A 25,693-nucleotide genomic window follows, 5' to 3' on the forward strand; every position below is an offset into this window, starting at 1 on the left:
GAAAGGCTTTTTTTATTAATTCTTCATACCATCTCGCTGCGGAGATCTTGGTGAAGGCCAACTTCGTTGTTCTCCTGTCCTTGGATTTATTGGGAGCACTATTTTCTGTCTAGAACTTTTCTCTGGATCTTCGGACGCCATGTAAGCTAGAATTGCCGTAAGAATGGCATTACTTCGCACATCATCAAAAACAATTTTGTCATAGGTATCTCTATTGGTATGCCAAGTGTAATTCCAATAAGACCAATTAAGCGCACTTAAATTAAAAGCTGGTGCTCCCATTGCTAAAAAAGAGGCATAATCAGAACCGCCACCTCCCGGCATACCAGGAAAATCAGTTTCAATATGTTTTTTGATATCTTCCGGAACAGGATACAACCATCGTGAAATGTAGTCGTATGAATTAAGAAAGCCTCCACCGGAAATACGCACCACACGTCCAGTACCATTGTCTTGATTGAATAAGGCCTGCAACCCGTCCACCACCTCAGGATGATCTTCAACAAAGGCTCTGGAGCCATTTAATCCTTGCTCTTCACTCCCCCATAGACCTACAAGGATGGTGCGCTTAGGATTTGGGTAGAATTTTTTCAATAATCGCATAGCTTCAAGCATAACAAGGGACCCTGTACCATTGTCGGTTGCTCCGGTCGCCCCATCCCAAGAATCAAAATGTGCCGATAACACAATATATTCATTGGGCTTTTCAGTTCCTTTTAGTTCTGCAATAGTATTAAATGTTGGTACTCTTCCCAGTTCTTTGGATTCAGCAACAATTTTAACAACTGGTTTATCACCATATTCTGCGAGGCGGTATAGCATCGTATAGTCTTCTAGCTCTACATCTACAGTGGGAATGGCCTTTGTTCGCGCACTAAAAATTTTATTAACCCCAAAACCACGCGACCAATTACAAGAAATGATACCTACAGCTCCGGCCTCTTCCAATGCTCCAATTATAGACCTTGAATTATAGCCTGTATTTCTTATGTTTTGACGCCATTCTTCCGTTTGTTTTTCACGTTCACTTTTCATTTTCTCAAAGGACTCTTCAGTGGCAAACTCCTCCCAATTGTAGTCTGGACGTCCTGTTGGTTGTTTCATAGAAACCATTACCAATTTACCTTTAACACTTGGTAACCACTTTTGGAAATCCATGGAATCGATAATCTTATTTGGTAAGGTAATGACCTCCGCCTTTACACCCTTTGACCCAGTACTTGGATTCCATGCTAGCTGCATACCTTGTAAGGTCTGTACTCTGGGCTCGAGCATATCAATATGGGTAATGCCGCGTTCCCAACCGCGCCATTCACCCCACTTCTCATTCCTAACATCAACATCCCAAGACTTGAAGGTGCTCACCGCCCAATCATGAGCTTTTTTCATTTGAGGTGTTCCTACCAGCCGTGGACCGATGACATCTAACATTTCATGAGCTAATCGCTCTAATTGGGAGTTTTCGTTAGCTTCTTTTACCATAGCATCGATAAGCGCTGTTGTATCTTGAGAAGACATAACAGTAAATGATAATAAAGCTGATGAGAGTAGAATAATTCGAATAAACTTCATTTGATCTTATGTTTTAAAAGCTCTAAAATACAATTTAATCCATAAAAAAGCCCTCCATAATAGGAAGGCTTATCATCTTAATATTTTATAGATTATTATAAGGTATACACCACTCTAAAACTTAAAAATCGAGGTTGAATAAACGTTTCCTGTAAGCTAAAGGATATATTCCCGGCATTGGTATTGATTCTAGATTGGGTGTTTAAAAGGTTCGTAGCGCTTATCTCATACTCCCATTTAGATGCTCTTTCTTTTCTGTATGACAAGGTCGCATTCCAGATATCAAAAGTATTAACGTTAGTTCCGTCATCAACACTATTATAGGTGTAATCTGTTCTGAAAGTCACAGATTTCCAGATATAGGCGTCGAAATCTATTGATGGGGCATTCGTATAGATTTGATTTCTTCTAGTCCCCTGATCCACATCTTGAATGCTGTATTGCCATCTTAGATTAACATTAGGTGCCTCTCTGAAATTAGTGCGGATTCCAGGCCTGTAGGATTGCGTATAATTTTCGTTGGTTGAACGATTCCCTCCAATAATCTGATTGAATTTTGAATAGTTAAAATTGGCTTGAAATTCTGCTCTTATCTTTCCAAAGGTACGCTGATATCTACCGAAGGCCGTAAACGTTTCGTCTGCAAATGGCGAGTTAAACACTGTAGAATTTCGCACCACACTTTCAAAATCAACTATATTCCTTATTTGGTCTTCTCGCTTACTATAGGTTAAAAAGGCTATTATATTGGTGAAATTGAACAAATTAAAATTGGTATATCTTAAATTGACATTTTGGGATAAGCCATTTTCTAAGGTAGGCTCACCAACAAAAAGGCTATTGAAGTTGTTTAACACTAAGCCTTGGGCCAAATTAGCCACATCCGTAAACTGGTTTTGCATATTGTAGGTCAACCTTAAATTCTCACTGTTTTTTATGTCCCAACGGATTTCTACATCAGGCAGAATTCTGTAGAAGTCTTCCCCAAACTCTTGTCCATTCTGAAAGTTATTATTACCATAAGCATGGAAGGACACCGCTGGTTGAAATGTAAATGCACCTACTTTTGCCGTGTAACGCACACCTGCGTACAAATCGCTAAAACTGTACCTAACGTCGTTAGTTGCGCTTAAGTCATCAAGAGGCGTAGGGTCAAATGTGCTATTATCGTCAAGAAATTGAAATATACGTGAATCGAAATCTTGTCGACTAAATATCGTTCCTAAAAATAAATTAAGATTACTCTTTTTATTTAACACCTTGTAATAATCCAGCTTACCATCAAATTGATTTGTTTTTATTCTTCGGTCTTGGACTAAGTCAAAATTAGCTTGATTTAAATCTAACCCTATTACTTCGGCTGTATTTTGATAGGTGTCTTTTTCATCTATTATCGCATTATAAAACGGATCTTCATCCTGGAACAAATGCTGTGCCTCAAAGGCAAAAATATTAGTTTCGTTGAGGGTTAGGTAATAATTAAGATTTTGGTTAATGCTGAACGGATCATTCTCATCAAACTGTGACGTTCCTCCCAACACAGAAGACACAAAACGCTGACGTTGTTCCTCCTTCGTATAGCGACCTAATATATCGTAATCCAATTGGTTATTAACGTTTGGTATGTAACGCGTGCTAAACTTCACTAAACCATTATCAGTTCCCTGCCTAGCATCCTGGGTTGTATTCTCATCAGGGATACCTAGGTCCGGATCTGTATATTGAACAGAACTTCGCTCTCTTACATCAACGCGGTTGGTATTGTAAATCACAAAACCGCTAAAGTCTAAACTTTCCTTTGGAGAGTAGCTAAAATTACCTGCCATTAACTTGGACTCAATACGTTCTACCCTATTTCTATTTGTATTTAGAAAATTACCTACGTTGGTTCCTAAATTAAGATTGGTACCGCTACCCGTACTTGGGGCTCTAAAACCTCCACCAAAATTTCTCAAATCACGACCATTCAAGGCAGGTTCGCCAATGTTATTTAAATCACCTATAAAATTTAGGCTGTATTTTGGATTGTAATAAAACAATTTTGGCTGTGCAACGTATAATGCTTCATCCGTTGAAGCGCCTCCGCCCACTTTAACTTCACCAAACCAAAAGTTGGTCTTCCCTTCTTTTAGTTTAATGTTAATAGCTACATTGTCTTGATTATTTCTTACACCACTCAATTGGCGTTGCTCAGAATAGTTCTTTAACACTTGTATTTTATCCACTACATTTGAAGGGATGTTTTTTGTCGCAATGCGGGTATCGCCATCAAAAAAATCTTTTCCATCAACCATTACCTTTTGTACACGTTGCCCTTCAACCTCTATACCTCCGTCTTCCGTGACTTCTACTCCTGGCAACTTCTCTAAAACGTCTTCTAATTTACGCTCCGTACCATTTTTAAAGGAGTCTGCATTATATATCAAGGTATCACCTTTAATTTGAACCGGCATTTCATAAGTCAATTCTACAGCATCTAGGGCATCATCAATTTTCATTATGAAGTCTCTCTTGATGTCTTCTTCCTTGGTGACTATCTCCTCCTGAATGGATTTAAAACCAATGGCCGTAATCTGTAACTTGAATTTTGAGTTTTTGGCTAAGGATAATTTATAATACCCCTTAGAGTCGGTTATACTGTAGGATTCTAACCCCCCACTTTCAGGCACTATGGCAATGACATTGGTTAACTCCAAAGGTTGGCCTATACTATCTTTTACCACACCGGACATTGTGATTTGAGCAAAAGAAAGGCTAGTAACGCACATGAGCGCCACAAGTACATAATATTTCATAGTGTATGCTTAGATAAAGTTTGAAGTAAAATATATGAGACAACTAGTTTAGCTAGCTACGTCTTCTCCTGCCACGACTATCTCTGAACTCTTGCATTTTAGAGATAATAGTTTTTTTGTATTCCTTTTTTGTGATTTCTTTCCCTTTAGAAGGTGGTTCAATTTTAACTTTTTCCGCTGGATTTAAAGTAATTTTTGAACAAAGCATCGTTGTATTGCCTGCACTAACTTCTAAAATAAGACCTGGCAAGCCCCAATATTCAAGTGGTCCATGACTAACAGGTATTTGCGGGGTATACCAAGCTTCTACCATAGTCATTGGGATTTCTTCTTTGGGCTCTTCACCAATAGCCCTTAACGAATCTGCTATTTTCTTTTCCCTTTCCTGATTTCGTAGTTCATTCCAATCAAATGTATACCACGTCAATTCCTCAGTAGGAATAATCGCCGTAGCCTTAAAACACATATAATTTCCAATTTGCCTTGATTCCTTTCCCATAGTCCACTGGATGTCTTGCAACTTGTCCTTAACTAAAAACTGTTTCCCATAAAACTCTTGGTCTTGAATCTGCGTATTGGTCTTTACATTTTTGTAGCTCTCTCCTGCAGCAAAATTCTTTCCCCATGAATTTGTGGCTCCCGACATTGCATCTAGTTGTTCGTCCTCATAAAATAATGACTCCTCTTTGTTGAAAGTAAGTATATATGTCTTTTCTAACTGACTTTTCAACCTTTCTTTCATTTGCTTTTTTTGAGCTTCACTGAATCGTGCGCCCCAACGGCCCAAATCCATTTTAGTTTTTGAAAAATAAACAGCTTGCCCCTGAAATTCTTGCACAGGTGGTTGGTGTATAGAAAAAACCGATAAGGTTAGAACTAAAATACTTATTTTGAGTAGCATTGGTTTCATAGAAAGTATATTTTAGTTTGATTAGTGTCTAACAAAAGTATTTAAAGTTTAAACGAAATATCTTGGTTTATCAAAACATTAACACTATTGCCTTTAGTCAAACTACTATATCATTGCTAAGACATTGAACAACTTCGAAAGTTTAAGTTCACTTAGTTAAATAAATCTTAAAGTTTATCCACCTATCCTAATCTGAATAGACTCGCCATCTCTTCCTCTACCCTTGAAACTTTCGATTAACTCCTCGCGCTTTTTTTCTTGAATCACATCAAAGTCTTCTTGATTAATTTCTTTACCCTTTTTTGGTGCTCTTATGTCAATAGGATTTTGAGGGTTTAAGATAATCTTACTACAAATAACGGTTTGGCTACCATCATTGACCTCTAAAATTAGACCGGGCAGACCCTGATACTTTTGTGGTCCATGATTCACTGGAATTTCAGGAGTATACCATGCCGTGATGATTTGGGTCTCCTTGGTGGTTTTATCTTCAGATAAATCCTTATCCCCGTTAATAGAAATTCCTGATTTCACAACCTCAATTTCCCTGGTTAGAGTTGCCTTGTAGCAAGTATATTGACCAATATATTTCGTGTCTTTTTTAAGCTCCCAATCTAACTTAGGCAGGCTATCCTGTATTAAAAATATTTTACCCATCAAATCAGTTTGGTTAACAAATCTACCTTCCTTGGTATTTTTCCATAGTATATCTTGAGAACCTCCTCCCAGGGTCTGGACCATCATACCACTGCCCACACTTGGCTGTGGTGTACTTAACGACAACTCCTCCTTGTAAACTGATTGTTCTTTGTCAAAATTAAGTACGAAAGTTTTTTGAAATTGCTTTTTAAGCATCTCTTGCATTTGTTTCTGCATTTCGCCAGACATTTTAGTACTATCTAATTTGATATTCACCTTACGCTGAGTCCTGTAGATAGCTTCGCCTTGAAAATCTTGAGCGTTAACAGCAGTAAATCCTGCTGCTAACACTAAGATCAATATTCTAATAACTGTTGTCATTTGATTGATTTTAATTATTTATTTTATAATACTTCTTATAGTGCTTAATAGCGACCTTTTTAATGGTCTCAACACGTTTAAGGAACGCCTCTTCATCGTTGGATGAGCCCTCAATTTTATAAGACATATGAGATTTTTTTCCGTTTGACATTGGCTCACCATTACACACCAATTCAAAAGACACTGTTTTATCTTTACTTGTAAGATCAAACATATTTTTAATATCAGCTATGTTAAAGGTCGATTCCAATTCCTCCAAAGAATCTACTGTGATCACGACACCTAAACGCTCTACTTTTTCTTTTGTAATTTCCATATCCTCAATGGATTCAGACTGGCTGAACCCCAAGGCACCAACAAATAATAAAAAAGGTAAAATTAAATTTTTCATAATTTCTAATGATTTAATGATTAATACACCACAAATATGAGCACACGGATTGGCTTTTTAGGTTAACTAGTGTTAACGTGTGTTAATCGATTAGTATTACCTTAGCTTTTACTCATACATTTGATATATGAATGATAAACGTTATAATTGGATTTTGTACGCAATAGCCGTGGTAATAGTTACCACTATTGCTATTCAGATATATTGGAATTACAAAAACTATGAAACCAACAAACAACAACTCATTAATGATGTACAGCTAAGTTTAGACAAGGCGGTTGATGACTATTATGCGAATCTCGCCAAAAAAACAACCATGGGATTTTCATTTAAAGGCATTAACACAGATAGCCTTTTTTCGGAAGGTGGTGCTTTCTCGAATGTTTTAAAAGATATTGACAAGAAAAACGGCCAATTTAAAAATTTAGACTCCGTTGATGTCAGTATGCTAGATGGCGTCACAGTGGTACGAGGACTTGAGGTAGATTCAATGATGACGAAATATCGTAAAGAGCACAGTCCTATTTCAGTGGACTCTCTTAAGTCTCAAGTTAAGGCTTTAAGAAATGTGAAAGATTCACTGAACCTTTCTAATATTCAAATGCTTACCTCTAAAATCGTTATTTCCATAAAAAATGACTCCTTGGATTTAACCGCTATTGATAGTTTACTCAAGGCCGAATTAAAACGCAAGAACATAGAATTGGAAAGTAAACTTTCGTACTTTCAGTCTAATGATACTGAAGAATATAAAGGATCAGGAAGACGAATAGACACGCTTGTAAAAGATCATAATCACCCATCCAAAAATTTAACCTTAAGCACTAATTCAAAATCTACATTCTTACCCAAGGATAGTAGTTTAAAATTGGATTTTTCCGATGAGACTTTATTGATTTTAAAACGAGGTGTTGGTGGCATATTAATATCCTCACTTTTAGTATTAGCCATAATTAGTAGCTTGTTTTATCTCTTAAAAATCATAAAACACCAAAAGGAATTGGCTGAAGTCAAGAACGACCTAATCAGTAATATCACTCACGAATTTAAAACACCAATTGCTACAATTGGCGTAGCTCTAGAGAGCATTAATAATTTCAATGGTATTAATGACAAGGAAAAAACGAAAAAATATATTAACATGTCATCAGAGCAACTAGAAAAGCTCAATATTATGGTAGAAAAACTTCTTGAAACCGCAACTTTAGATAGTGATAAACTAGAGCTTAATAAAGAAGCCACTGATGTCGCATTCCTAGTTCAGGACATTGTAGGTAAATTTCAAGAACAAACTAAAGAAAAGGTATTTCGCCTTAACCTCAAGGTTGATGCACTTCTAGCCCAAGTAGATGTATTTCATTTTGAAAACGCAATCAATAACATTCTGGATAATGCTATTAAATACGGAGGTTCTAAGATTTTTGTCGATTTAATCCCTAAAGATTCACATTTTGAGATTCATATCTCAGATAATGGAAGTTCCCTATCTGAAGCTAATAAAAGACATATTTTTGAGAAATTCTACCGTGTCCCAAAAGGTAACACTCATGATGTGAAAGGATTTGGGATTGGCTTATTCTACACCAAAACCATTGTAGAAAAGCATGGTGGAACCATAGATGTTGAGCTAAACAATGCCTTAACGACTTTTAAAATTACAATTCCTAATGCCTGACAAGATCAAACTATTATTAGCCGAAGATGAGGCCGCTTTAGGCCAGATCATAAAAGAAAGCCTAGAAACTCGAGATTTTGATGTCACCTTATGCGAAAATGGTGAAAAGGCCTTTGAAAGATATCAATCTGAAACACCAGAAATTTTAGTACTGGATGTGATGATGCCCAAAAAAGATGGGTTTACATTAGCCAAGGAAATTCGAGCTATTGATGATACCATTCCTATAATTTTTCTAACCGCAAAATCCCAAACCGCAGATGTTGTTGAAGGTTTTTCAATTGGTGGCAATGATTATTTGAAAAAGCCCTTTAGTATGGAAGAACTTATTGTACGCATACACAATTTGTTGAATAGAGCAAAAACTCAGAAAACCACTGAAGTAATTACGCTAGGCGACTTTATTTTTGATTTTCCCAAACAGCAATTAAAGTATAAGGAAAACCCTGAAACACGGCTTACCCATAGAGAAGCCCACTTATTATTTCACTTGATCAAAAATAAGAACAAGGTCTTGGACCGTTCTCTTATTCTCAACAAACTCTGGGGAACCGATGATTTCTTCTCTGCAAGAAGTATGGATGTGTTTATTACCAAACTGAGGAAAAAGCTCAAGCGCGATGAACGAATTAAAATCATCAATGTTCGCGGCTATGGTTATAAGTTAACAATTTAGTTTTATTACACTAAATCATTACGTTGTGAGGTTATAGAATGGTGCAATTTTTGTATTTTACCTTCCCATATGCAAAAGCTATTCTACTTTATACTGCTTGCGAGCTTTATTGGCTTTGGACAAAACACTTTTAAGGCAACCTATAAGGATTCTTTAGCAATTGAAGCTAAAGACATATTCGGTATAGACCCTTTCGGAACACTCTACTACACTACAGACGATAATACTTTTTACAAAAAGACCAAAGATACTATTGTAACTTACACCAATTTTCAACTCAGCGAGATTACAACCGCCAATGCCTTTAATCCACTAAAAATTAATCTGTTCTATCGAGATTTTAATACTGTCATTGTTCTAGACAATAGACTCGCCGAAATCTTTAAAGTAGATTTCAATACCATTATACCTTACAAGAATATCACCTATGTCTCCACAGGATTTGATAATACACTCTGGATTTTTAATCAAGATCTACAGCAATTGGAATTGTATGATTTTAAGACTAATAAAATAAGGCTAAAAACGGTTCCTGTTCAGTCTGACATTCTAGATTTAAAAAGCGATTACAATTATTGCTATATGCTTACTGAAAACTATCTCTACATCTACAATTATTTTGGCAGTCTCATTGAAAAAATTAAAAACGAAGGATTTGAGCACATGGCCTTTAGCAAAGCCCATGTGGTTCTGAATAAAGGTAACCAACTGTATATTTTACCCAAAAACACAACTCAAATTCTGCCCATAGAACACCCAAATTTGTTAATAAATCAGTTTTTGGTAACAAACGAAACCTTGTATATTTACAACGACGGAAGTCTTCGTCGCTATCAACTAAAACAAGAATAGATTATGCATATTGCTGTAGCAGGAAACATTGGTGCTGGCAAAACAACACTGACTAAATTATTGGCAAAACACTACAAATGGGAAGCACAGCTAGAGGATGTAGTGGACAATCCATATTTAGACGATTTTTACAACCAAATGGAGCGCTGGAGTTTTAATCTGCAAGTCTACTTCTTAAACAGCAGGTTTCGACAGATAAAACAAATCCGCAACAGCGGAAAGGACATCATTCAAGACCGCACCATATACGAAGATGCTCATATCTTTGCCCCCAATCTTCACGCCATGGGTCTTATGACCAATCGCGATTTTGAAAATTATTCTTCGCTCTTTGAATTGATGGAATCCTTTGTTAAAGGACCAGATTTATTGATTTACCTCCGAAGTACTATTCCTAATTTAGTATCCCAGATTCATAAACGCGGTCGTGATTACGAAAACTCTATAAGTATAGACTACCTCAGCCGCTTGAATGAACGCTACGAAGCATGGATTCACGGCTATAACAAAGGAAATTTATTGATAGTAAGTGTTGACGAACTAGACTTTGTCTCTAATCCAGAGGATTTAGGTGGTATAATCAATAAAATTGATGCTGAAATTCATGGCCTGTTTTAAACGATAAAACTGTGTTCTCTAGCATGATTTAAGGCATGCTCGCCCTCTTCAACTATCAATACGGGGACCTCCTTGTACGTTGCGAACAGTGAGGAAATACGCTTCATCTTTTTTTTGTGTTCAACAGCCCTTAAATAAATAGCCTTGATTCTATCTGGAAATTCCTTTACAACATCCAAATAGATATAGGCATCCTTTTCGCCACAATCACCGATTAAAATAAAACTTAAATTCGGGTAGGTCTTGAGAATATTATATATCTCATGATATTTATGAGCGAGTTCAGTTTTTGGTGTTCTATCAAATGGTGTTCTAAAATCGCGTAACAGAATTGGCCCTTTAGGGAATTTATTACGCTTTAAAAAAACATCTAGATAACGATAGAGGTTCCAAGGACTATTACTGACATAAAAAATAGGATTAGCCTCATGTTCTGTTTTGCCATTGTGTAACAAGCTGTAAAACTCCGAAGCCCCTTCCAAGGCCTTTCGCTTATGTGGTGTTTTAAAAAACGTATTTACCACAACACGCCATTTTAAAGGTGAAGCCACTCCTGTGTGAAGTATAGTATCATCAATATCACTTATAACTCCAAAAGATGCCTTATCATTAGGAATAAGCATCTCTCCATCAAACAGATTATTAGACTTAATCTGACGCTTTATATTTTCTACATCATAAGAAATGCTGTAATTCAACCATCCCTCCTTATCTGCAAAGCTTTCTACATTTGAGGTAGATTCATCGATTAAATAATAGCCTTCAGCATCTGTTTTAGAGTCTATCCTTATATTAGCAACCGTAATTTTTATGGCCGTTTTGCGTATTTCATCCGTTTCAAAACGTTTCCAGGAATTTAGAATAATGTCAAACCAACCTTTCTTATCCAGATCAATATCTTCATCTTCAAGTGCTCGTCCCTTTAAATAAAGGTGCGTTTTAGTGCCATAGGTCAAAAATGGAATTATCTGTAAAGGGTCCTTTTTAAATATCATATACACCTGACAATAGGTATAAAAATAAAAAAACCACGCCAATTGGCGTGGTTTCGATTGTATTAATATAACGATTACCTCTTTTTAATATCCACTTTTTCAATCACCTTTACATTGTCACCTGATTGTTTCTTAATACCTGTTTCAAAGGCTTCTAGTTGTTTATAAACTTCAGATTCCGTACCCTCAAACATAATAATTTCTGATACTTTCTCACCATCTTTAATAACTGTATATTGTACAGTAGCACTTGCCATGTCAGTAGATTCAACGGCCATTTCAACGGAAACTTCTTCCTCATTTATAGCCATACCTGTTTCAGAAGAATGCCCTCCTAAGATCGGGGCAATTACAAGACCAACCAAACAAGTTAACTTAATTAAGATATTCATTGATGGCCCAGAAGTATCTTTAAATGGATCACCGACGGTATCACCAGTTACAGCTGCTTTGTGAGCATCCGAACCTTTATAAGTCATTTCACCATTAATTTCTACACCCGCTTCAAAAGATTTTTTAGCATTATCCCATGCGCCACCGGCATTATTTTGGAAAATAGCCCACATAACACCACTGACACAAACACCAGCCATATAGCCCCCTAATGGTTCAGCACCAAATACCAATCCTATAATCACAGGTGTAATAATAGTAATTAGCCCAGGTAATATCATTTCCTTCAAAGCGGCTTGCGTTGAAATATCGACACATTTTGCATATTCCGGTGTTCCAGTTCCTTCCATAATACCTGGAATTTCCCTGAATTGACGACGCACTTCTTGTACCATTTCCATAGCAGCTTTTCCTACCGACTGCATTGCCAGAGCTGAGAAAACAACGGGAATCATTCCACCTACGAACAACATAGCTAAAACATCGGCTCTAAAGATATTAATACCGTCGATCCCTGTAAAGGTTACATAAGCAGCGAAAAGTGCTAAGGCTGTTAATGCTGCCGAGGCAATGGCAAAACCTTTACCAACAGCAGCAGTAGTATTACCCACTGAATCTAAAATATCGGTACGTTCACGAACATGTGGTTCTAACTCACTCATTTCGGCTACACCTCCTGCATTATCAGCAATAGGACCAAAAGCATCAATCGCCAATTGCATTGCTGTAGTTGCCATCATTGCCGAAGCCGCCAATGCCACGCCGTAAAATCCAGCTAAAGTGTAAGACCCATAGATAGCAGCCGCAAATAAAAGAACTGATAAAAATGTTGATTTCATACCTACAGCAAGACCTGCAATAATATTAGTCGCTGCACCGGTAGAACTGTTTTTCACAATCCCTAAGACGGGTTTCCTTCCGAGAGAGGTATAATGCGCGGTTACCATAGAAATCAGTGCACCCACAGCCAAACCAATCATAGCCGCATAAAATACATGACGCGATGGAATCTCTTTAATACCTTCTCCAAAGAAACTCATTTCCATAGTCATTGGCAACATCCAGCGGATTAAGAACCAAGACGCAACAGCTGTAAGTCCTATAGCTACCCAGTTACCAATATCTAAAGCTCTTTGCACTTGAGCTTCCTTGGCATCATTATTTGAGATTCGCACTAATAACGTTCCTATTATAGAGGCTAAAATACCAACTCCAGCTATAACCAACGGTAATAGTATAGGGCCCATATTATTAAAGGCATCAGTAAATTGAGTCGTGACTGACATGTCCTTAATTATATAGTTTCCTAAAACCATAGCTGCCAGCACAGTTGCCACATAAGACCCAAAAAGGTCAGCACCCATACCTGCAACATCCCCTACATTATCACCAACGTTGTCCGCAATGGTTGCTGGGTTTCTAGGGTCGTCTTCTGGAATACCAGCTTCTACCTTTCCTACTAAATCCGCACCAACATCTGCCGCTTTGGTATAAATTCCTCCACCAACTCTAGCAAATAAAGCGATAGACTCTGCACCAAGTGAAAAGCCAGCTAATGTTTCCAAAACAATCGTCATATCACTGTAAAAGTCTCCACCATCCGTCATAAATTGACCTAAAAAGATAAAAAACAAGAGACTCAAGCCTAAAACTGCTAAACCAGCTACACCAAGTCCCATTACTGTACCTCCACCGAAAGAAACCTTAAGAGCTTGTGGTAAGCTTGTTTTTGCCGCTTCTGCAGTACGTGTGTTGGCTTCAGTTGCAATACGCATACCAACATTACCAGCTAAGGCCGAAAATACAGCCCCTGTGATAAAGGCTGGTATAATTAATATACTTGTTGTATCTACATACTGTGCAATTCCAAAAAGTGCAACAGACGCTATAACAACGAAGATTAATAGTAATCGGTATTCTGCGCCAAGAAATGCCAAAGCACCTTCTTTGATTGCTTTAGATATGCCCTGCATTTTCTCACTACCAGCGGCTTGTTTTTTTACCCATGACATTTTAATAAACATAAAAAGCAACCCTAAAATTGCAAATGCCATTGGAATAAAAATTACGTTAGATTCCATATTTTATTATTTAGTTTGATTTGTTATTTAGCTCGGCAAAAGTAGTAAAATGAATGTTAATAGAAAAACCCTTTTAAAGCATATCTAAAAGGGCTAAATGAAGCTAGATTTAAGCTGTGATTTATATTGTGAAATTACCCTTTATTTTGTGGTCACTGTTTTGATAACGCTTGATACAATCCTGAACTATCCCGCGTGCTTCAAGTGCATTTCCCCAACCACCAACATCAACTTTTTTCTTTTCTAGATCTTTATAGACCTGGAAAAAGTGGGTAATCTCATCTAAGCGATGGGGGTTTAAATCTGAAATATCTTCCTTTAGGCTCCAAATGGGATCTGAAATCGGTACACAAACAATCTTCTCATCTGGCCCTTTCTCATCTGCCATATGAAATACGCCTATTGGCTTTACTTCCATAACGCACATTGGGAATGTTGGCTCATGTCCTAGCACCAAAACATCAAGGGGGTCACCATCTAAAGCTAATGTCTCGGGCACAAAACCATAGTCACCCGGATACATCATAGATGAAAACAACATTCTATCGAAACGGATTTTTTTTAATTCGAAATCGTACTCATATTTGTTTCTACTTCCTTTTGGTATTTCTATTAATACGTCAAATGTTAAATCCTTTGAAATTGCCATGCCTATTATTTTATGGGCTTCAAAGATAAAAATTGGATAGTCTTACTCCTAAATAATTTTACATATAGTTTTAATTAAAACTACTTAATTTAAGATGGAAAGCCAACCTTCGCCTAGCCTTTTAAGCCCAAGGCTCATTGTCATTTGGTCAAATATTTTTTCTGGACTGATATCCAACACCTAAATGACTTGTCTGTACATTAAAAAAAGAATCCAAAACTTCCTGTAACCCCAAATTTTCTGGCTCCAGGATTATCGAGGTAATTACCTCTAAAGTTAAAATCTAACCGTAACACCTTAAATATATTGGCGATTCCAAAACTGTATTCATAATAAACCCGAGAATCTGGCGCTATTAACGGAAATTCCAAAAGGTTTCCTGTTGTGTTTAAAGCTATGTTATCATCAGATAATTCTCCCCAAACAACTCTAAGACCAAAAATGGCCCTCAGATTATACTTTTTTAAAAACGGTATTCGAGAAAATATCCTTCCATTAAAATTATGCTCTAAGTGCAATGAAGTATAGGTATCGGTAACAAACTCATAAAAATCGAGCTGAGGAAACGTATTGTAAATAGAAAAATAAGTTTGGTTACCTGGGACAACACTCAATAGTGCGAGAGGCACTTCTCCAAAGGTCTTACCTAATTCAACGGAACTTGTTAGCCTACCAAAGCCTCCAACCTGCCACGGTTGTATGTAAGAAAATTGCAGTTTGGTATAATCAAAATCACTATTAAACCAATTACGGTCACCTCTTGTTACCTGAGCAAATAATCTGGCAAAATTATCGTTCTTCTCCTTGCGCTCCACACCATAACCCGTCATTTGTCTTAAAGGAAAATACCCTAACGAAAATCGGCTTTCAAATTGAAACACCTCCGAAGACACCCCTGTAGGGGAATTGGGGTCGTTGTAATCTAAACTAAATGTTGGCGAGGCACTACTTATTCTTCTGAAACTCCCATCCCAACGAACCTCAAGATTTCGAAATGGCTCTACAGAAACGCCAAAGTTGGTGAGATTAATGTTAGATAATTTATCATTTGCTCCTGCCGTAAATACAGCATTGGACGCTAAACTTCTGCCTAAGACATCCGTTGAACTGGTTAGGCTTGCCCCAATCTGTTCAATATCTCGTCGGTGTCCTCCAAATATTGTAAATCTACTGCGCTTATCTAAGAGCCATTTACCTGAAATACCGTACTTAAATTTGTTGTCCTTAAACCCATAAGCCAAAAAACCCTCTAGGCGCCATAGGTCATTGGGTCCAAAATAGGTACGGCCTCCTGTCCTAATGCGCAGACCTTCAACATCATTGTATCCTAAGGTGGAAAAGATGGGGCCATAATCAAAATTAATACTAGGAAATTCAATATAGCCCGAAGCTAAAATACTACCCAAATTGTAAAGACGCTTAAACTTCTTAACCGTCTTTAGGGTATCTAACATTTTGTAAATCCCTTTTTCATCCTTATTAAGTACCTCAAGTCTATTTTCCTGCCAAAATTCATCCTCCCTATTGTACACATCCTTATCGTAATCGTAAACTACCTTGTCATAGAATTTAGATGCTTTGGGCTGATTAAAATTGTAATTATCATACAGGGTGGTCCGCTTACCATAGACCCCACGCGATGTCTCTTTTTTATTCAAGGCAAAATCCGAAAGGAAATAATCGCGCTTTATAAGAAATACAGAATCATTTAGCACTTCAAATTCCTGTTCTATGTAGATTTCCTTAACCCAATTGATATTGGCACTTTTTGAAGCCTGTAAATTAATTTCCTTGACGGCATATGTGGAATCATTCACCCAAAAATCCCCTTTAAAGGTCAGTTCATTTTTACGCCTAGGGTAATAAATAATATTATAACACCATTTATCACCTATAAAAGCACTATCTGACAATACGTAATTATAGGTTTGAATTCCTGTTCGACCTAAAGGACTCACAAAGCTTTTATCAAAAAACTTCAAATAATTATCGTAAATATTGTACTCCGAATATAAATCGTCTATAAAGTCAATGATAATTTGATTATTGCTGAATCCAGAGTTTTTATTTCCAACCAAATCTTCACGTTCTTTTTTAAGGAGGTTATCCCCAGAAATATGCTTAACCGACTCATTTAAGAAAATAGGCAAATACGTTTTACCCGTAACGTTGGAGGTATCTACTTTTTCAAAGACAAACTCCATGCCCTTAAATAACTTACTTTTTATCAGTGCGCTGTCAATAGTATTTAAATCAAATTCTACTTTTTCGTATTGGTCATACTCGTATTGTTCAAATTGGTTGAGACCATTTTGGCGTTTTCGTTCCCAAATTTTTTTAAGAATAGCAATAGCAGGGTTTTCAGAAGCTTTCTTCGATTGCTTTCCGGTAACGATAACGACTTCATCTAGCGATGAAGCTTCTTCTTTAAGAATGAATTTCAAATCAAAATTAACACTTTTGATTAGAGGGGTTTCTATAGTTTCAAAACCAATAAAAGAAATGATAAGCGTATCCCACCGTTCATCGGATTCTAAATAAAACCGACCATTCTCATTTGTTGTGGTACCCTCAGTTGAACCCTTAAAAAGCACATTGGCATAAGCTATAGGTTCATTGTTTTCATCATAGACATTACCACTGACCTTAGTTTGCGCTATAGATGAAAAAACACTTAGGGTAAGAAAAAATAAGAGTAGTTTTAACTTCATATTTAAAGCATAAACTTCATCAACAACCACGAAAAACGAGCGTTTATTGGGTTACTGATGAAGTTTATTGAACGCAGGAATCTGCGAATTATTTACTTATACATCACTTTTTTCACCGCTTTTACCACATCATTGCTATTGGGCAACCATTCTTCTAATAGGACAGGTGAATATGGCGCTGGTGTATCAGCCGTATTTATTTTCACCACTGGGGCGTCTAAATAATCAAAGACTTCCGATTGCACTAAATAAGTGATTTCAGTCGCAACATTTCCAAAAGGCCAAGCCTCTTCGAGCACAACTAATCTATTGGTTTTCTTAACGGACTCTAGAATCGCTTTTCTATCCATTGGGCGGACGGTACGTAAATCTATAATTTCACAAGAGATCCCCTCTTTTTGTAATACATCGGCAGCTTTATAAGCTTCCTTAATAATCTTTCCAAAGGATACAATGGTTACATCAGTACCCTCACGCTTTATATCAGCAACACCAATCGGTATGGTATATTCTCCTTCAGGAACTTCACCTTTATCACCATACATTTGCTCACTTTCCATAAAAATGACCGGGTCATCATCCCTGATAGCCGATTTTAACAAGCCTTTAGCATCATATGGGTTTGAAGGAACAATAACCTTAAGGCCAGGTGTGTTGGCAAACCAACTTTCAAAAGCTTGGGAGTGGGTTGCTCCCAATTGACCAGCAGAAGCTGTTGGCCCTCTAAATACAATCGGGCATTTAAATTGGCCCCCAGACATTTGTCTAATTTTAGCCGCGTTATTTATGATTTGGTCAATTCCTACAAGAGAAAAGTTGAACGTCATATATTCCACAATTGGTCGGTTCCCTGTCATCGTGGACCCTATTGCAATTCCAGCAAAGCCAAGTTCAGCAATAGGTGTATCAACAACGCGTTTTGGTCCAAATTCATCCAACATACCTTTTGACGCTTTATACGCACCATTATATTCGGCTACTTCCTCACCGATTAGATAAACACTCTCATCCCTGCGCATCTCTTCGCTCATTGCCTCGCAAACAGCTTCCCTAAATTGAATTGTCTTCATATCTTAATTTTAATCGCCCAGCAAAAATAGTAATAATTGAGAATAAAATAACATTAAATCAACGGATAAAGTATCTCCATTTTTTATCATTTTGATAGCGTTGCCTGTGGGAATTAGCGGGAGTAAACAACCCGTGTAATTTAGATTTGAATCAGTAAAAAAATAGATAGTCGATAAGAAGGTAGTTCTTAAGTTGATTTATTCTGAATTTTAACAATTATGCCTAAACTTTTATCAAAATTTTATTATGCACGCATAGTAAAATTGATTTTTTATATTTATCTTCGTGCTCGCAAATAAAAACAACGTTATATGAAAATATTAGTATGTATAAGTCATGTTCCTGATACAACATCGAAAATTAACTTCACAGATAATGACAGTAAATTTGATACTAATGGTGTACAATATGTCATTAATCCCAACGACGAATTTGGCCTGACTCGTGCCATGTGGTTTAAGGAAAAGCAAGGTGCTAGCGTTGATGTTGTTAACGTTGGAGGTGCTGAGACGGAACCAACGCTGAGAAAAGCTTTAGCTATTGGTGCAGATGCTGCTATTAGGGTAAATACCGAAGCAACAGATGGCTATGCAGTAGCGAAGCAACTCGCCAAAGTTGTAAAGGACGGAGGTTATGATTTAGTAATTGCCGGTAGAGAGTCAATTGACTACAATGGCGGTATGGTACCAGGAATGTTAGCATCAATGACAGGAGCCAATTTCGTCACGAATTGTATCGCCTTAGACATAGAAGGCACTAATGCCAAGGCCGTGCGTGAAATTGACGGAGGAAAAGAAACTGTGAGCACTTCTTTGCCTTTAGTTATTGGAGGCCAAAAAGGGTTGGTTGAAGAAAGCGATTTAAGAATCCCTAACATGCGTGGTATTATGATGGCGCGTAAAAAACCGTTAACAGTATTAGAGCCTGTTGACGCAAAAGCTGAGACTAAAGCCGTCAGTTTTGAAAAGCCTGCTCCAAAAGGCGCTGTGAAGCTTGTTGATGCAGATAATATAGACGAATTGGTGAATTTACTTCACAATGAAGCTAAAGTGATTTAGTAAATCTGAGAGATTCCATACTCATTTTGGAATCTGAGAAGATTAAAACAAATATTAATAAGTGCCTGAGTAAAGTCAGGAAAAATTTATAAGAAATTATGTCCGTTTTAGTATATACAGAATCAGAAAAAGGAAAATTTAAAAAAGCAGCATTTGAGGTAGTTTCCTATGCCAAAGCAATCGCAGACAAAATGGGCAGTGATGTCACTGCAATAGCCATTAATGCAAATGCCCCTGAAAGCTTAGGAAATTATGGCGCTTCTAAAGTACTTAATGTTTCAGATAGTAGTTTAGATGTGTTCAACGCCAAAAAATATGCGGCCGCCATAGAAACTGCTGCTAAAAAAGAAAATGCCTCCGTTGTTGTTATCGGTTCAAGTGCAGATAGCAGATATCTTGCTCCTCTTCTAGCCGTTGGCCTTGAAGCAGGTTATGTATCTAATGTAGTTGACACACCGTCAAATCTATCGCCTTTTACAGTGAAACGCACAGCTTTCACCAACAAAGCCTTTGCAAACACGGAAATACATACAGATATCAAAATTGTAGGACTGTCGAACAACTCCTTTGGTTTAGTTGAAACAGGTGGGTCGGCTACTGTCGAGGATTTTTCACCAGCCATTCCAGATAGCGGTGTTAGAGTTGAATCTGTCGATAAAGCTACAGATAAGGTCACGATTGCAGATGCAGAAGTTGTTGTCTCTGGTGGTAGAGGGTTAAAAGGTCCTGAAAATTGGGGCTTAATTGAAGATTTAGCAGAAGTTCTTGGTGCAGCTACAGCTTGTTCTAAACCTGTATCAGATTTAGGTTGGAGACCTCACAGCGAGCATGTTGGTCAAACAGGAAAGCCAGTGGCTTCAAATCTTTACATTGCCATAGGTATTTCTGGAGCTATTCAACATTTAGCTGGGATTAATTCTTCTAAAGTAAAAGTTGTAATCAACACTGATCCCGAAGCCCCTTTCTTTAAAGCGGCAGATTACGGTATTGTTGGCGATGCGTTTGAGGTGGTTCCAAAATTGACAGAAAAACTGCGCACTTTTAAAGCTCAAAACGCATAATTTTATTACCTTGTAGTAGAAAGAACTGTTTAAATTTAGATTTTCTCCTGACTTTTAACCTTTTATCGAAAGTATTGGGAAAAATATCCAAATCTGCCCCAAGCAGTTGGTAATGTCCAAATTTAAACAGTTCTTTGTGTTTGAAATTTTATGAGCCTAGTTAAATTAAATATCAAGGGTATTTCTTATAGCCAAACCCAAAATGGCGCATACGCTCTAATCCTAAATGAGGTGGATGGTGATCGCAAATTACCGATAGTTATCGGTGCCTTTGAAGCACAATCCATAGCCATAGCTCTGGAAAAGGAAATTCGCCCTCCAAGACCCTTAACGCACGATTTATTTAAGAATTTTGCCGATCGATTTGATATAGTTGTAAAGCAAGTAATCATTCACAAGCTGGTAGATGGTGTATTTTATTCAAGCTTAATTTGCGAACGAGATAAAATCGAAGAAATCATTGATGCAAGAACAAGTGACGCCATTGCCTTAGCGCTTCGTTTTCAAGCTCCAATATTTACATACAAAAATATATTAGATAAGGCCGGCATCTATCTTAAGGTAAATCCAAGAAAAGATGAAAATGAACAAGACAGTATCCTTGTTGATGACCTGATAGCTGAAGAGATAGAATCCAAAACTATGGAACAGGAAAGCTATAAGGAAAAGACCTTAGAGGAGCTCAATAGTCTATTGGAGGAGGCTGTGAATAGCGAAGACTATGAAAAAGCAGCAAAAATTAGGGATGAAATTTCTAAGCGTTAATTAACACTTACCTTTATGATTCACATATTCAGGGTCCTAATCACTGTCTTATTTGGAATTTCTACAATAGTAGCACAGGATCTTGAAAAAACTTGGCAGTTTGAAAATATTGAAGATACCAAGGGACAAACACTCTTAAACCTATCCAAAACTGACACCCTAAGCTTAACAAATGGTTCATTTCATTATTCACTAAAAGCGAAGAATAATTTAAAGGCTCGCGGTGATTATCTCTATCAAAATAATCTTTTAGTTTTTTATTACAGCCAACCTACGGACACCATAAGACATTACAGGATAACAGAATTGACAGATTCAACGTTAGTTTTCAAGGAAAACGGTGTTGCCTATAGATTCAAACCTTTTCAGAAGGTTATTCAAGTTGACAATACTATCATTCCTAGCCAAGGCTTTTCAATACAAAGTTTAATGCGGGGTGCTATTGGGATGTTGGTTTTATTACTGTTAGCCCTCATTTTAAGTAAAAACAGAAAAGCCATTAACTGGAGAACGGTTGGTTTTGGTCTTTTAGCCCAGTTGATACTGGCCATAAGTGTCTTAAAAATCCCATTTGTTCAGGCGAGTTTTGAATGGATTGGAAAACGGTTTATAGATATTTTGGACTTTACTATGGCTGGCACAAAATTTCTTTTTGCAGCATTTAGCACCAACGAGATAGACGATGCGCTCACCACGTTTGCCGTTTCCATTTTACCCACTATAATTTTCTTTTCAGCGCTCACCTCAGTACTTTTTTATCTTGGTATTATACAAAAAGTCGTAAAAGGGATGGCCTGGCTTTTAACCAAACTGCTGAAAATATCTGGCGCAGAGAGTTTAAGCGTGGCGGGTAACATTTTCTTAGGGCAAACGGAATCTCCATTGATGATTAAAGCCTATTTGGAAAAAATGACGAAGTCAGAAATCCTACTGGTAATGATTGGTGGTATGGCTACCGTTGCTGGTGGCGTATTGGCTGCCTACATAGGCTTTTTAGGTGGGGCAGATGAGGCCTTAAGGGTTTTTTATGCCAAGCATTTACTTACGGCTTCTGTAATGGCGGCTCCTGGCGCTATTGTTATTTCAAAAATATTATATCCACAACAACAACCCATTGACGAAAATGTTGAAGTAAGTAAAGACGTCATTGGCTCAAATATTTTAGATGCGATAGCCAATGGTACAACCGAAGGATTAAAATTAGCGGTAAATGTAGGAGCGATGCTCCTTGTCTTCTTGGCTTTTATCGCTATGATAAATGGCATCCTTGGTTGGGTAGGTGATGTCACGACAATCAATACATGGATTGCTGCACATACCGCCTATGACAGATTTTCCCTAGAGCTTGTATTGGGTTACCTTTTTGCCCCTTTAATGTGGTTAATTGGTGTAGCCCAAGAAGACATGACCTTAATGGGGCAACTCATTGGTATTAAATTAGCAGCCAGCGAATTTGTTGGTTACATTCAATTATCAGAGTTGAAAAATATAGCGAGCCCGATTCACTTAAAATATCAAAAATCCATAATTATGGCCACTTATATGCTTTGTGGTTTTGCTAATTTCGCATCCATCGGAATTCAAATCGGTGGTATTGGTTCTCTCGCTCCTGGACAGCGAAAGACCTTATCAGAGTTTGGTCTTCGTGCTTTAATAGGAGGAACTCTTGCCTCACTGTTGTCCGCAACTATTGCAGGTATGATTATTGGATAACCCAATCGCTGGGCTAACAGCGCTCTTATTAAACATAGTTAATAACTTTCTAGCATATCAAGCTCTATCAAATATCAAATCTTGTCGCTTTTTTTTATTTTCGCTGTATTGATGTGATAGGATAATAGCCAATACTTTTTTAAGTTCGATTTAATAATTCTCCTATTTATTTATTCAATAAATTAAAGTTCAATCAATGAGGGTGTGATTCCCTTTTTTGCTGAAAATACATATGAAACAATACCACGATTTAGTAAAGCACGTATTAGAACACGGTAACGAAAAAGGCGATAGAACAGGAACTGGAACAAAAAGTGTTTTTGGCTATCAAATGCGGTTTGATTTGAGTGAAGGATTTCCCATGGTCACTACTAAAAAACTACATCTCAAATCTATTATTCACGAACTGTTGTGGTTTTTACATGGAGATACGAATATAAAATACCTAACTGATAATGGTGTTCGCATTTGGAATGAGTGGGCGGATGACCACGGCGACTTAGGACCCGTATATGGTCATCAGTGGCGCAATTGGAATAGCGAAGATATCGACCAAATTAAACAAGTCATCGACACCTTAAAGTCCAATCCTAATAGTCGAAGAATGTTAGTTTCAGCTTGGAACCCTTCGGTATTACCAGACACTTCGAAATCCTTTTCTGAGAACGTGGCCAATGGTAAAGCAGCTCTACCACCATGTCATGCTTTCTTTCAATTTTATGTGGCCGATGGAAAATTATCCTGTCAGTTGTATCAACGCAGTGCGGATATATTTTTGGGCGTCCCTTTTAATATTGCAAGTTATGCCTTATTGACCTTGATGATGGCACAGGTCTGCGGCTACCAACCAGGGGAATTCATCCATACGTTTGGAGATGCCCATATCTATAGCAATCACCTAGAACAATTAGATCTTCAATTGTCGAGAGATATTAGACCTTTACCAAAAATGATTTTAAATCCAGAGGTAAAGGATATTTTCGATTTTACTTTTGAAGACTTCACGCTAGTAGATTACAATCCGCATCCACATATAAAAGGTGCTGTAGCGGTATAAAAAAAGCCTTCATAAATTGAAGGCCTTTGTAGATTAATAGCTTTAATGTTTTCTATAAATTTAGAATACAGTTTTCCGCAGCTGCATAGTCGTTCCATGCATAAGAATCTGCCTGCTCGTCGTTGGCATAAGTCTTGCCATCAACTAAATATCTAAACTCATAAGAATTGTCTTTTTCTAAATCAACAGTCCCTTTAAAGTTTCCGTTCTTTAATTTTTTTAGTTGTACTGCTTTCTTGGTATTCCATTCGTTAAAGCTTCCAACCACCGCTACTTTTTTAGCCTCCTCAGCCGGTACTGTAAATGTTACTTTACAAACTGGCTTGCTTTTTAAGTATTGTTTTGTAATTGCCATAATAATCGATTTAATTATGGGACAAAATTATACAAGAAATAAATAATAACTCTACTTTAATTCTTTTAAAAACAAAGAATTATCATTTTGGTAAAATAGACTTAGCTTTTTGATAAACTTCGTAATATTTAAGTCTAAAAATTACTAGATTATCAGGCTTATTTTTAAAGCTTTTCTTCTGATTTTCAGCGATATCGTTTTCGGAATTTAGATAGTCGTTTACATATTTAGGCACGATAACGTTTTAGTTAAAAAAAAGTATCTTTATACCATAATTATTGGTTTATGTTTGGTAAAAAGAAACGTGTCTCACATATAGATAAAGAGCAACTAGAGCTCATTAAATATGCACAAAAACGCATTAAACAAAAAAAGCGCTTGTATGTGCATTTTGTACTCTTTCTAATTGGTGCTATTTTTTTAATTATTGCGAACACCGTGCTTGGTATTGGTAAAGATTTTACGATTGCGGGCATCAATTGGTTTGTATATGCTATCTTAATCTGGTTGTTTCTCTTTATATACCATTTCATCAATGTTTTCATAACCAATAAATTTATGGGAAAGGACTGGGAAAAAGTACAACTCGATAAATTGGTGGGGCAACAGCAACAGCGTATAGATGAATTAAAGGCCAATTTCTTAAAGGAAGAATCTAAAATTGCTCAATCACAGGCTATAAGTGAGAAAAAAGCGGATATGGACTTAATTGAAAAAAAAAAGTCTAAAGGCTTAACCATTATAGTCGCTGTGGGCGAAAATAATGCGATTGGAAAAGATAATGACCTTATATGGCATCTAAGTGACGATCTAAAGCGATTCAAGAAACTCACAAGTGGACATTATATTATCATGGGACGCAAAACCTTTGAAAGCTTTCCAAAACCACTTCCTAACAGAACTCATATTGTCATTACCAGACAGAGCGACTACCAAGTACCAGATGGTGTGTTGATTGTAAATTCATTAGCTGATGCTATTGACGCTGCCAGACATGACAAACAGCCCTACATCATAGGCGGAGGCGAAATCTACAAACAAGCTATGCCATTGGCCGATAAGCTTGAAATAACCAGGGTACACGCTTCTTTTGAAGATGCAGATACTTTTTTTCCGGAGATAAATGAAGAGGAATGGGAAGAAGTTGAACATATTACCCACCAGGCTGATGACCATCACAAACATTCATTTTCCTTCATTACTTATGTAAGAAAGTAATATCATTTTTTAAGCATAGAATTCCAAAAGAACTTACCCACGTGAGGCAACCTTTTT

The 25,693-nt window shown here is 37.1% G+C and carries 21 protein-coding genes; 10 read left to right on the top strand and 11 right to left on the bottom strand.

What is annotated here, in order from left to right:
• Positions 1-15: 15 nt before the first annotated feature.
• From CA834_RS12740 to CA834_RS12760, 5 genes are all read right to left on the bottom strand, one after another.
• A complete protein-coding gene (locus CA834_RS12740; RefSeq protein WP_394346597.1) occupies positions 16-1,518 on the bottom strand; it encodes a M20/M25/M40 family metallo-hydrolase in 1,503 nt (500 codons plus the stop codon).
• Between the two features lie 149 nt (positions 1,519-1,667).
• A complete protein-coding gene (locus CA834_RS12745) occupies positions 1,668-4,367 on the bottom strand; it encodes a TonB-dependent receptor (RefSeq protein ID WP_094969102.1) in 2,700 nt (899 codons plus the stop codon).
• Between the two features lie 52 nt (positions 4,368-4,419).
• Positions 4,420-5,277 (bottom strand): GLPGLI family protein, encoded by an 858-nt coding sequence (locus CA834_RS12750; protein ID WP_094969103.1) that lies wholly within the window; start codon positions 5,275-5,277, stop codon positions 4,420-4,422.
• A 174-nt stretch (positions 5,278-5,451) separates the two neighbouring features.
• On the bottom strand, positions 5,452-6,297 hold the full coding sequence (locus CA834_RS12755; RefSeq protein WP_094969104.1) for a GLPGLI family protein: 846 nt from the start codon (positions 6,295-6,297) through the stop codon (positions 5,452-5,454).
• 10 nt (positions 6,298-6,307) lie between these two features.
• Positions 6,308-6,688 carry a hypothetical protein gene (locus CA834_RS12760; RefSeq protein WP_094969105.1) on the bottom strand — a complete coding sequence of 127 codons (381 nt, stop codon included), beginning with the start codon at positions 6,686-6,688 and terminating at the stop codon, positions 6,308-6,310.
• Positions 6,689-6,815: 127 nt separating this feature from the next.
• Here CA834_RS12760 and CA834_RS12765 point away from each other — a divergent pair, with 127 nt between their 5' ends.
• The 4 genes from CA834_RS12765 (at position 6,816) to CA834_RS12780 (ending at position 10,509) form a co-directional block, all read left to right on the top strand.
• On the top strand, positions 6,816-8,363 hold the full coding sequence (locus CA834_RS12765) for a sensor histidine kinase (protein WP_094969106.1): 1,548 nt from the start codon (positions 6,816-6,818) through the stop codon (positions 8,361-8,363).
• Positions 8,356-9,039 (top strand): response regulator transcription factor, encoded by a 684-nt coding sequence (locus CA834_RS12770; protein WP_094969107.1) that lies wholly within the window; start codon positions 8,356-8,358, stop codon positions 9,037-9,039. Before CA834_RS12765 ends, CA834_RS12770 begins: the two co-directional genes overlap by 8 nt.
• A 69-nt stretch (positions 9,040-9,108) precedes the next feature.
• Positions 9,109-9,891 carry a hypothetical protein gene (locus tag CA834_RS12775; RefSeq protein WP_094969108.1) on the top strand — a complete coding sequence of 261 codons (783 nt, stop codon included), beginning with the start codon at positions 9,109-9,111 and terminating at the stop codon, positions 9,889-9,891.
• Positions 9,892-9,894: 3 nt separating this feature from the next.
• Positions 9,895-10,509 (top strand): deoxynucleoside kinase, encoded by a 615-nt coding sequence (locus tag CA834_RS12780; protein WP_094969109.1) that lies wholly within the window; start codon positions 9,895-9,897, stop codon positions 10,507-10,509.
• Here the strand turns inward: CA834_RS12780 and CA834_RS12785 are convergent.
• The 5 genes from CA834_RS12785 to CA834_RS12805 form a co-directional block, all read right to left on the bottom strand.
• A complete protein-coding gene (locus tag CA834_RS12785; protein WP_094969110.1) occupies positions 10,506-11,504 on the bottom strand; it encodes an App1 family protein in 999 nt (332 codons plus the stop codon). The genes CA834_RS12780 and CA834_RS12785 overlap by 4 nt on opposite strands.
• A gap of 74 nt (positions 11,505-11,578) precedes the next feature.
• Positions 11,579-13,978, bottom strand: coding sequence for a sodium-translocating pyrophosphatase (locus tag CA834_RS12790; protein WP_094969111.1), 2,400 nt, complete (start codon positions 13,976-13,978; stop codon positions 11,579-11,581).
• Between the two features lie 121 nt (positions 13,979-14,099).
• Positions 14,100-14,627: an inorganic diphosphatase gene (locus CA834_RS12795; protein ID WP_094969112.1), complete on the bottom strand. Its 528-nt coding sequence runs from the start codon at positions 14,625-14,627 to the stop codon at positions 14,100-14,102.
• 200 nt (positions 14,628-14,827) lie between these two features.
• Positions 14,828-17,338, bottom strand: coding sequence for a DUF5686 and carboxypeptidase-like regulatory domain-containing protein (locus CA834_RS12800; RefSeq protein WP_094969113.1), 2,511 nt, complete (start codon positions 17,336-17,338; stop codon positions 14,828-14,830).
• Positions 17,339-17,430: 92 nt separating this feature from the next.
• Entirely contained in the window at positions 17,431-18,408 is a 978-nt protein-coding gene (locus CA834_RS12805; RefSeq protein WP_094969114.1) for a pyruvate dehydrogenase complex E1 component subunit beta, read from the bottom strand.
• A gap of 312 nt (positions 18,409-18,720) precedes the next feature.
• Here CA834_RS12805 and CA834_RS12810 point away from each other — a divergent pair, with 312 nt between their 5' ends.
• From CA834_RS12810 to CA834_RS12830, 5 genes are all read left to right on the top strand, one after another.
• Positions 18,721-19,467 carry an electron transfer flavoprotein subunit beta/FixA family protein gene (locus CA834_RS12810; RefSeq protein WP_094969115.1) on the top strand — a complete coding sequence of 249 codons (747 nt, stop codon included), beginning with the start codon at positions 18,721-18,723 and terminating at the stop codon, positions 19,465-19,467.
• Positions 19,468-19,565: 98 nt separating this feature from the next.
• Positions 19,566-20,528 (top strand): electron transfer flavoprotein subunit alpha/FixB family protein, encoded by a 963-nt coding sequence (locus CA834_RS12815; RefSeq protein WP_094969116.1) that lies wholly within the window; start codon positions 19,566-19,568, stop codon positions 20,526-20,528.
• A 150-nt stretch (positions 20,529-20,678) separates the two neighbouring features.
• A complete protein-coding gene (locus tag CA834_RS12820; RefSeq protein WP_094969117.1) occupies positions 20,679-21,293 on the top strand; it encodes a bifunctional nuclease family protein in 615 nt (204 codons plus the stop codon).
• A gap of 15 nt (positions 21,294-21,308) precedes the next feature.
• On the top strand, positions 21,309-23,006 hold the full coding sequence (locus CA834_RS12825) for a nucleoside transporter C-terminal domain-containing protein (protein ID WP_094969118.1): 1,698 nt from the start codon (positions 21,309-21,311) through the stop codon (positions 23,004-23,006).
• A 232-nt stretch (positions 23,007-23,238) separates the two neighbouring features.
• Positions 23,239-24,063 (top strand): thymidylate synthase, encoded by an 825-nt coding sequence (locus CA834_RS12830; RefSeq protein WP_094969119.1) that lies wholly within the window; start codon positions 23,239-23,241, stop codon positions 24,061-24,063.
• 52 nt (positions 24,064-24,115) lie between these two features.
• On the opposite strand, the gene CA834_RS12835 is transcribed toward CA834_RS12830, so the two are convergent.
• A complete protein-coding gene (locus tag CA834_RS12835; RefSeq protein ID WP_094969120.1) occupies positions 24,116-24,418 on the bottom strand; it encodes an isoamylase early set domain-containing protein in 303 nt (100 codons plus the stop codon).
• Between the two features lie 285 nt (positions 24,419-24,703).
• Between CA834_RS12835 and CA834_RS12840 the strand changes: the two genes are divergently transcribed.
• Entirely contained in the window at positions 24,704-25,636 is a 933-nt protein-coding gene (locus tag CA834_RS12840; protein ID WP_094969121.1) for a dihydrofolate reductase, read from the top strand.
• Positions 25,637-25,693 lie beyond the last annotated feature (57 nt).

The organism is Winogradskyella aurantia, assembly GCF_002266855.1.
Taxonomy (GTDB): domain Bacteria; phylum Bacteroidota; class Bacteroidia; order Flavobacteriales; family Flavobacteriaceae; genus Winogradskyella; species Winogradskyella aurantia.

Coding starts and splice junctions, on each gene's coding strand:
- CA834_RS12740 (WP_394346597.1), bottom strand. CDS start 1,518: ATGTCTTCTCAAGATACAACAGCGCTTATCGATGCTATGGTAAAAGAA.
- CA834_RS12745 (WP_094969102.1), bottom strand. CDS start 4,367: ATGAAATATTATGTACTTGTGGCGCTCATGTGCGTTACTAGCCTTTCT.
- CA834_RS12750 (WP_094969103.1), bottom strand. CDS start 5,277: ATGAAACCAATGCTACTCAAAATAAGTATTTTAGTTCTAACCTTATCG.
- CA834_RS12755 (WP_094969104.1), bottom strand. CDS start 6,297: ATGACAACAGTTATTAGAATATTGATCTTAGTGTTAGCAGCAGGATTT.
- CA834_RS12760 (WP_094969105.1), bottom strand. CDS start 6,688: ATGAAAAATTTAATTTTACCTTTTTTATTATTTGTTGGTGCCTTGGGG.
- CA834_RS12765 (WP_094969106.1), top strand. CDS start 6,816: ATGAATGATAAACGTTATAATTGGATTTTGTACGCAATAGCCGTGGTA.
- CA834_RS12770 (WP_094969107.1), top strand. CDS start 8,356: ATGCCTGACAAGATCAAACTATTATTAGCCGAAGATGAGGCCGCTTTA.
- CA834_RS12775 (WP_094969108.1), top strand. CDS start 9,109: ATGCAAAAGCTATTCTACTTTATACTGCTTGCGAGCTTTATTGGCTTT.
- CA834_RS12780 (WP_094969109.1), top strand. CDS start 9,895: ATGCATATTGCTGTAGCAGGAAACATTGGTGCTGGCAAAACAACACTG.
- CA834_RS12785 (WP_094969110.1), bottom strand. CDS start 11,504: ATGATATTTAAAAAGGACCCTTTACAGATAATTCCATTTTTGACCTAT.
- CA834_RS12790 (WP_094969111.1), bottom strand. CDS start 13,978: ATGGAATCTAACGTAATTTTTATTCCAATGGCATTTGCAATTTTAGGG.
- CA834_RS12795 (WP_094969112.1), bottom strand. CDS start 14,627: ATGGCAATTTCAAAGGATTTAACATTTGACGTATTAATAGAAATACCA.
- CA834_RS12800 (WP_094969113.1), bottom strand. CDS start 17,338: ATGAAGTTAAAACTACTCTTATTTTTTCTTACCCTAAGTGTTTTTTCA.
- CA834_RS12805 (WP_094969114.1), bottom strand. CDS start 18,408: ATGAAGACAATTCAATTTAGGGAAGCTGTTTGCGAGGCAATGAGCGAA.
- CA834_RS12810 (WP_094969115.1), top strand. CDS start 18,721: ATGAAAATATTAGTATGTATAAGTCATGTTCCTGATACAACATCGAAA.
- CA834_RS12815 (WP_094969116.1), top strand. CDS start 19,566: ATGTCCGTTTTAGTATATACAGAATCAGAAAAAGGAAAATTTAAAAAA.
- CA834_RS12820 (WP_094969117.1), top strand. CDS start 20,679: ATGAGCCTAGTTAAATTAAATATCAAGGGTATTTCTTATAGCCAAACC.
- CA834_RS12825 (WP_094969118.1), top strand. CDS start 21,309: ATGATTCACATATTCAGGGTCCTAATCACTGTCTTATTTGGAATTTCT.
- CA834_RS12830 (WP_094969119.1), top strand. CDS start 23,239: ATGAAACAATACCACGATTTAGTAAAGCACGTATTAGAACACGGTAAC.
- CA834_RS12835 (WP_094969120.1), bottom strand. CDS start 24,418: ATGGCAATTACAAAACAATACTTAAAAAGCAAGCCAGTTTGTAAAGTA.
- CA834_RS12840 (WP_094969121.1), top strand. CDS start 24,704: ATGTTTGGTAAAAAGAAACGTGTCTCACATATAGATAAAGAGCAACTA.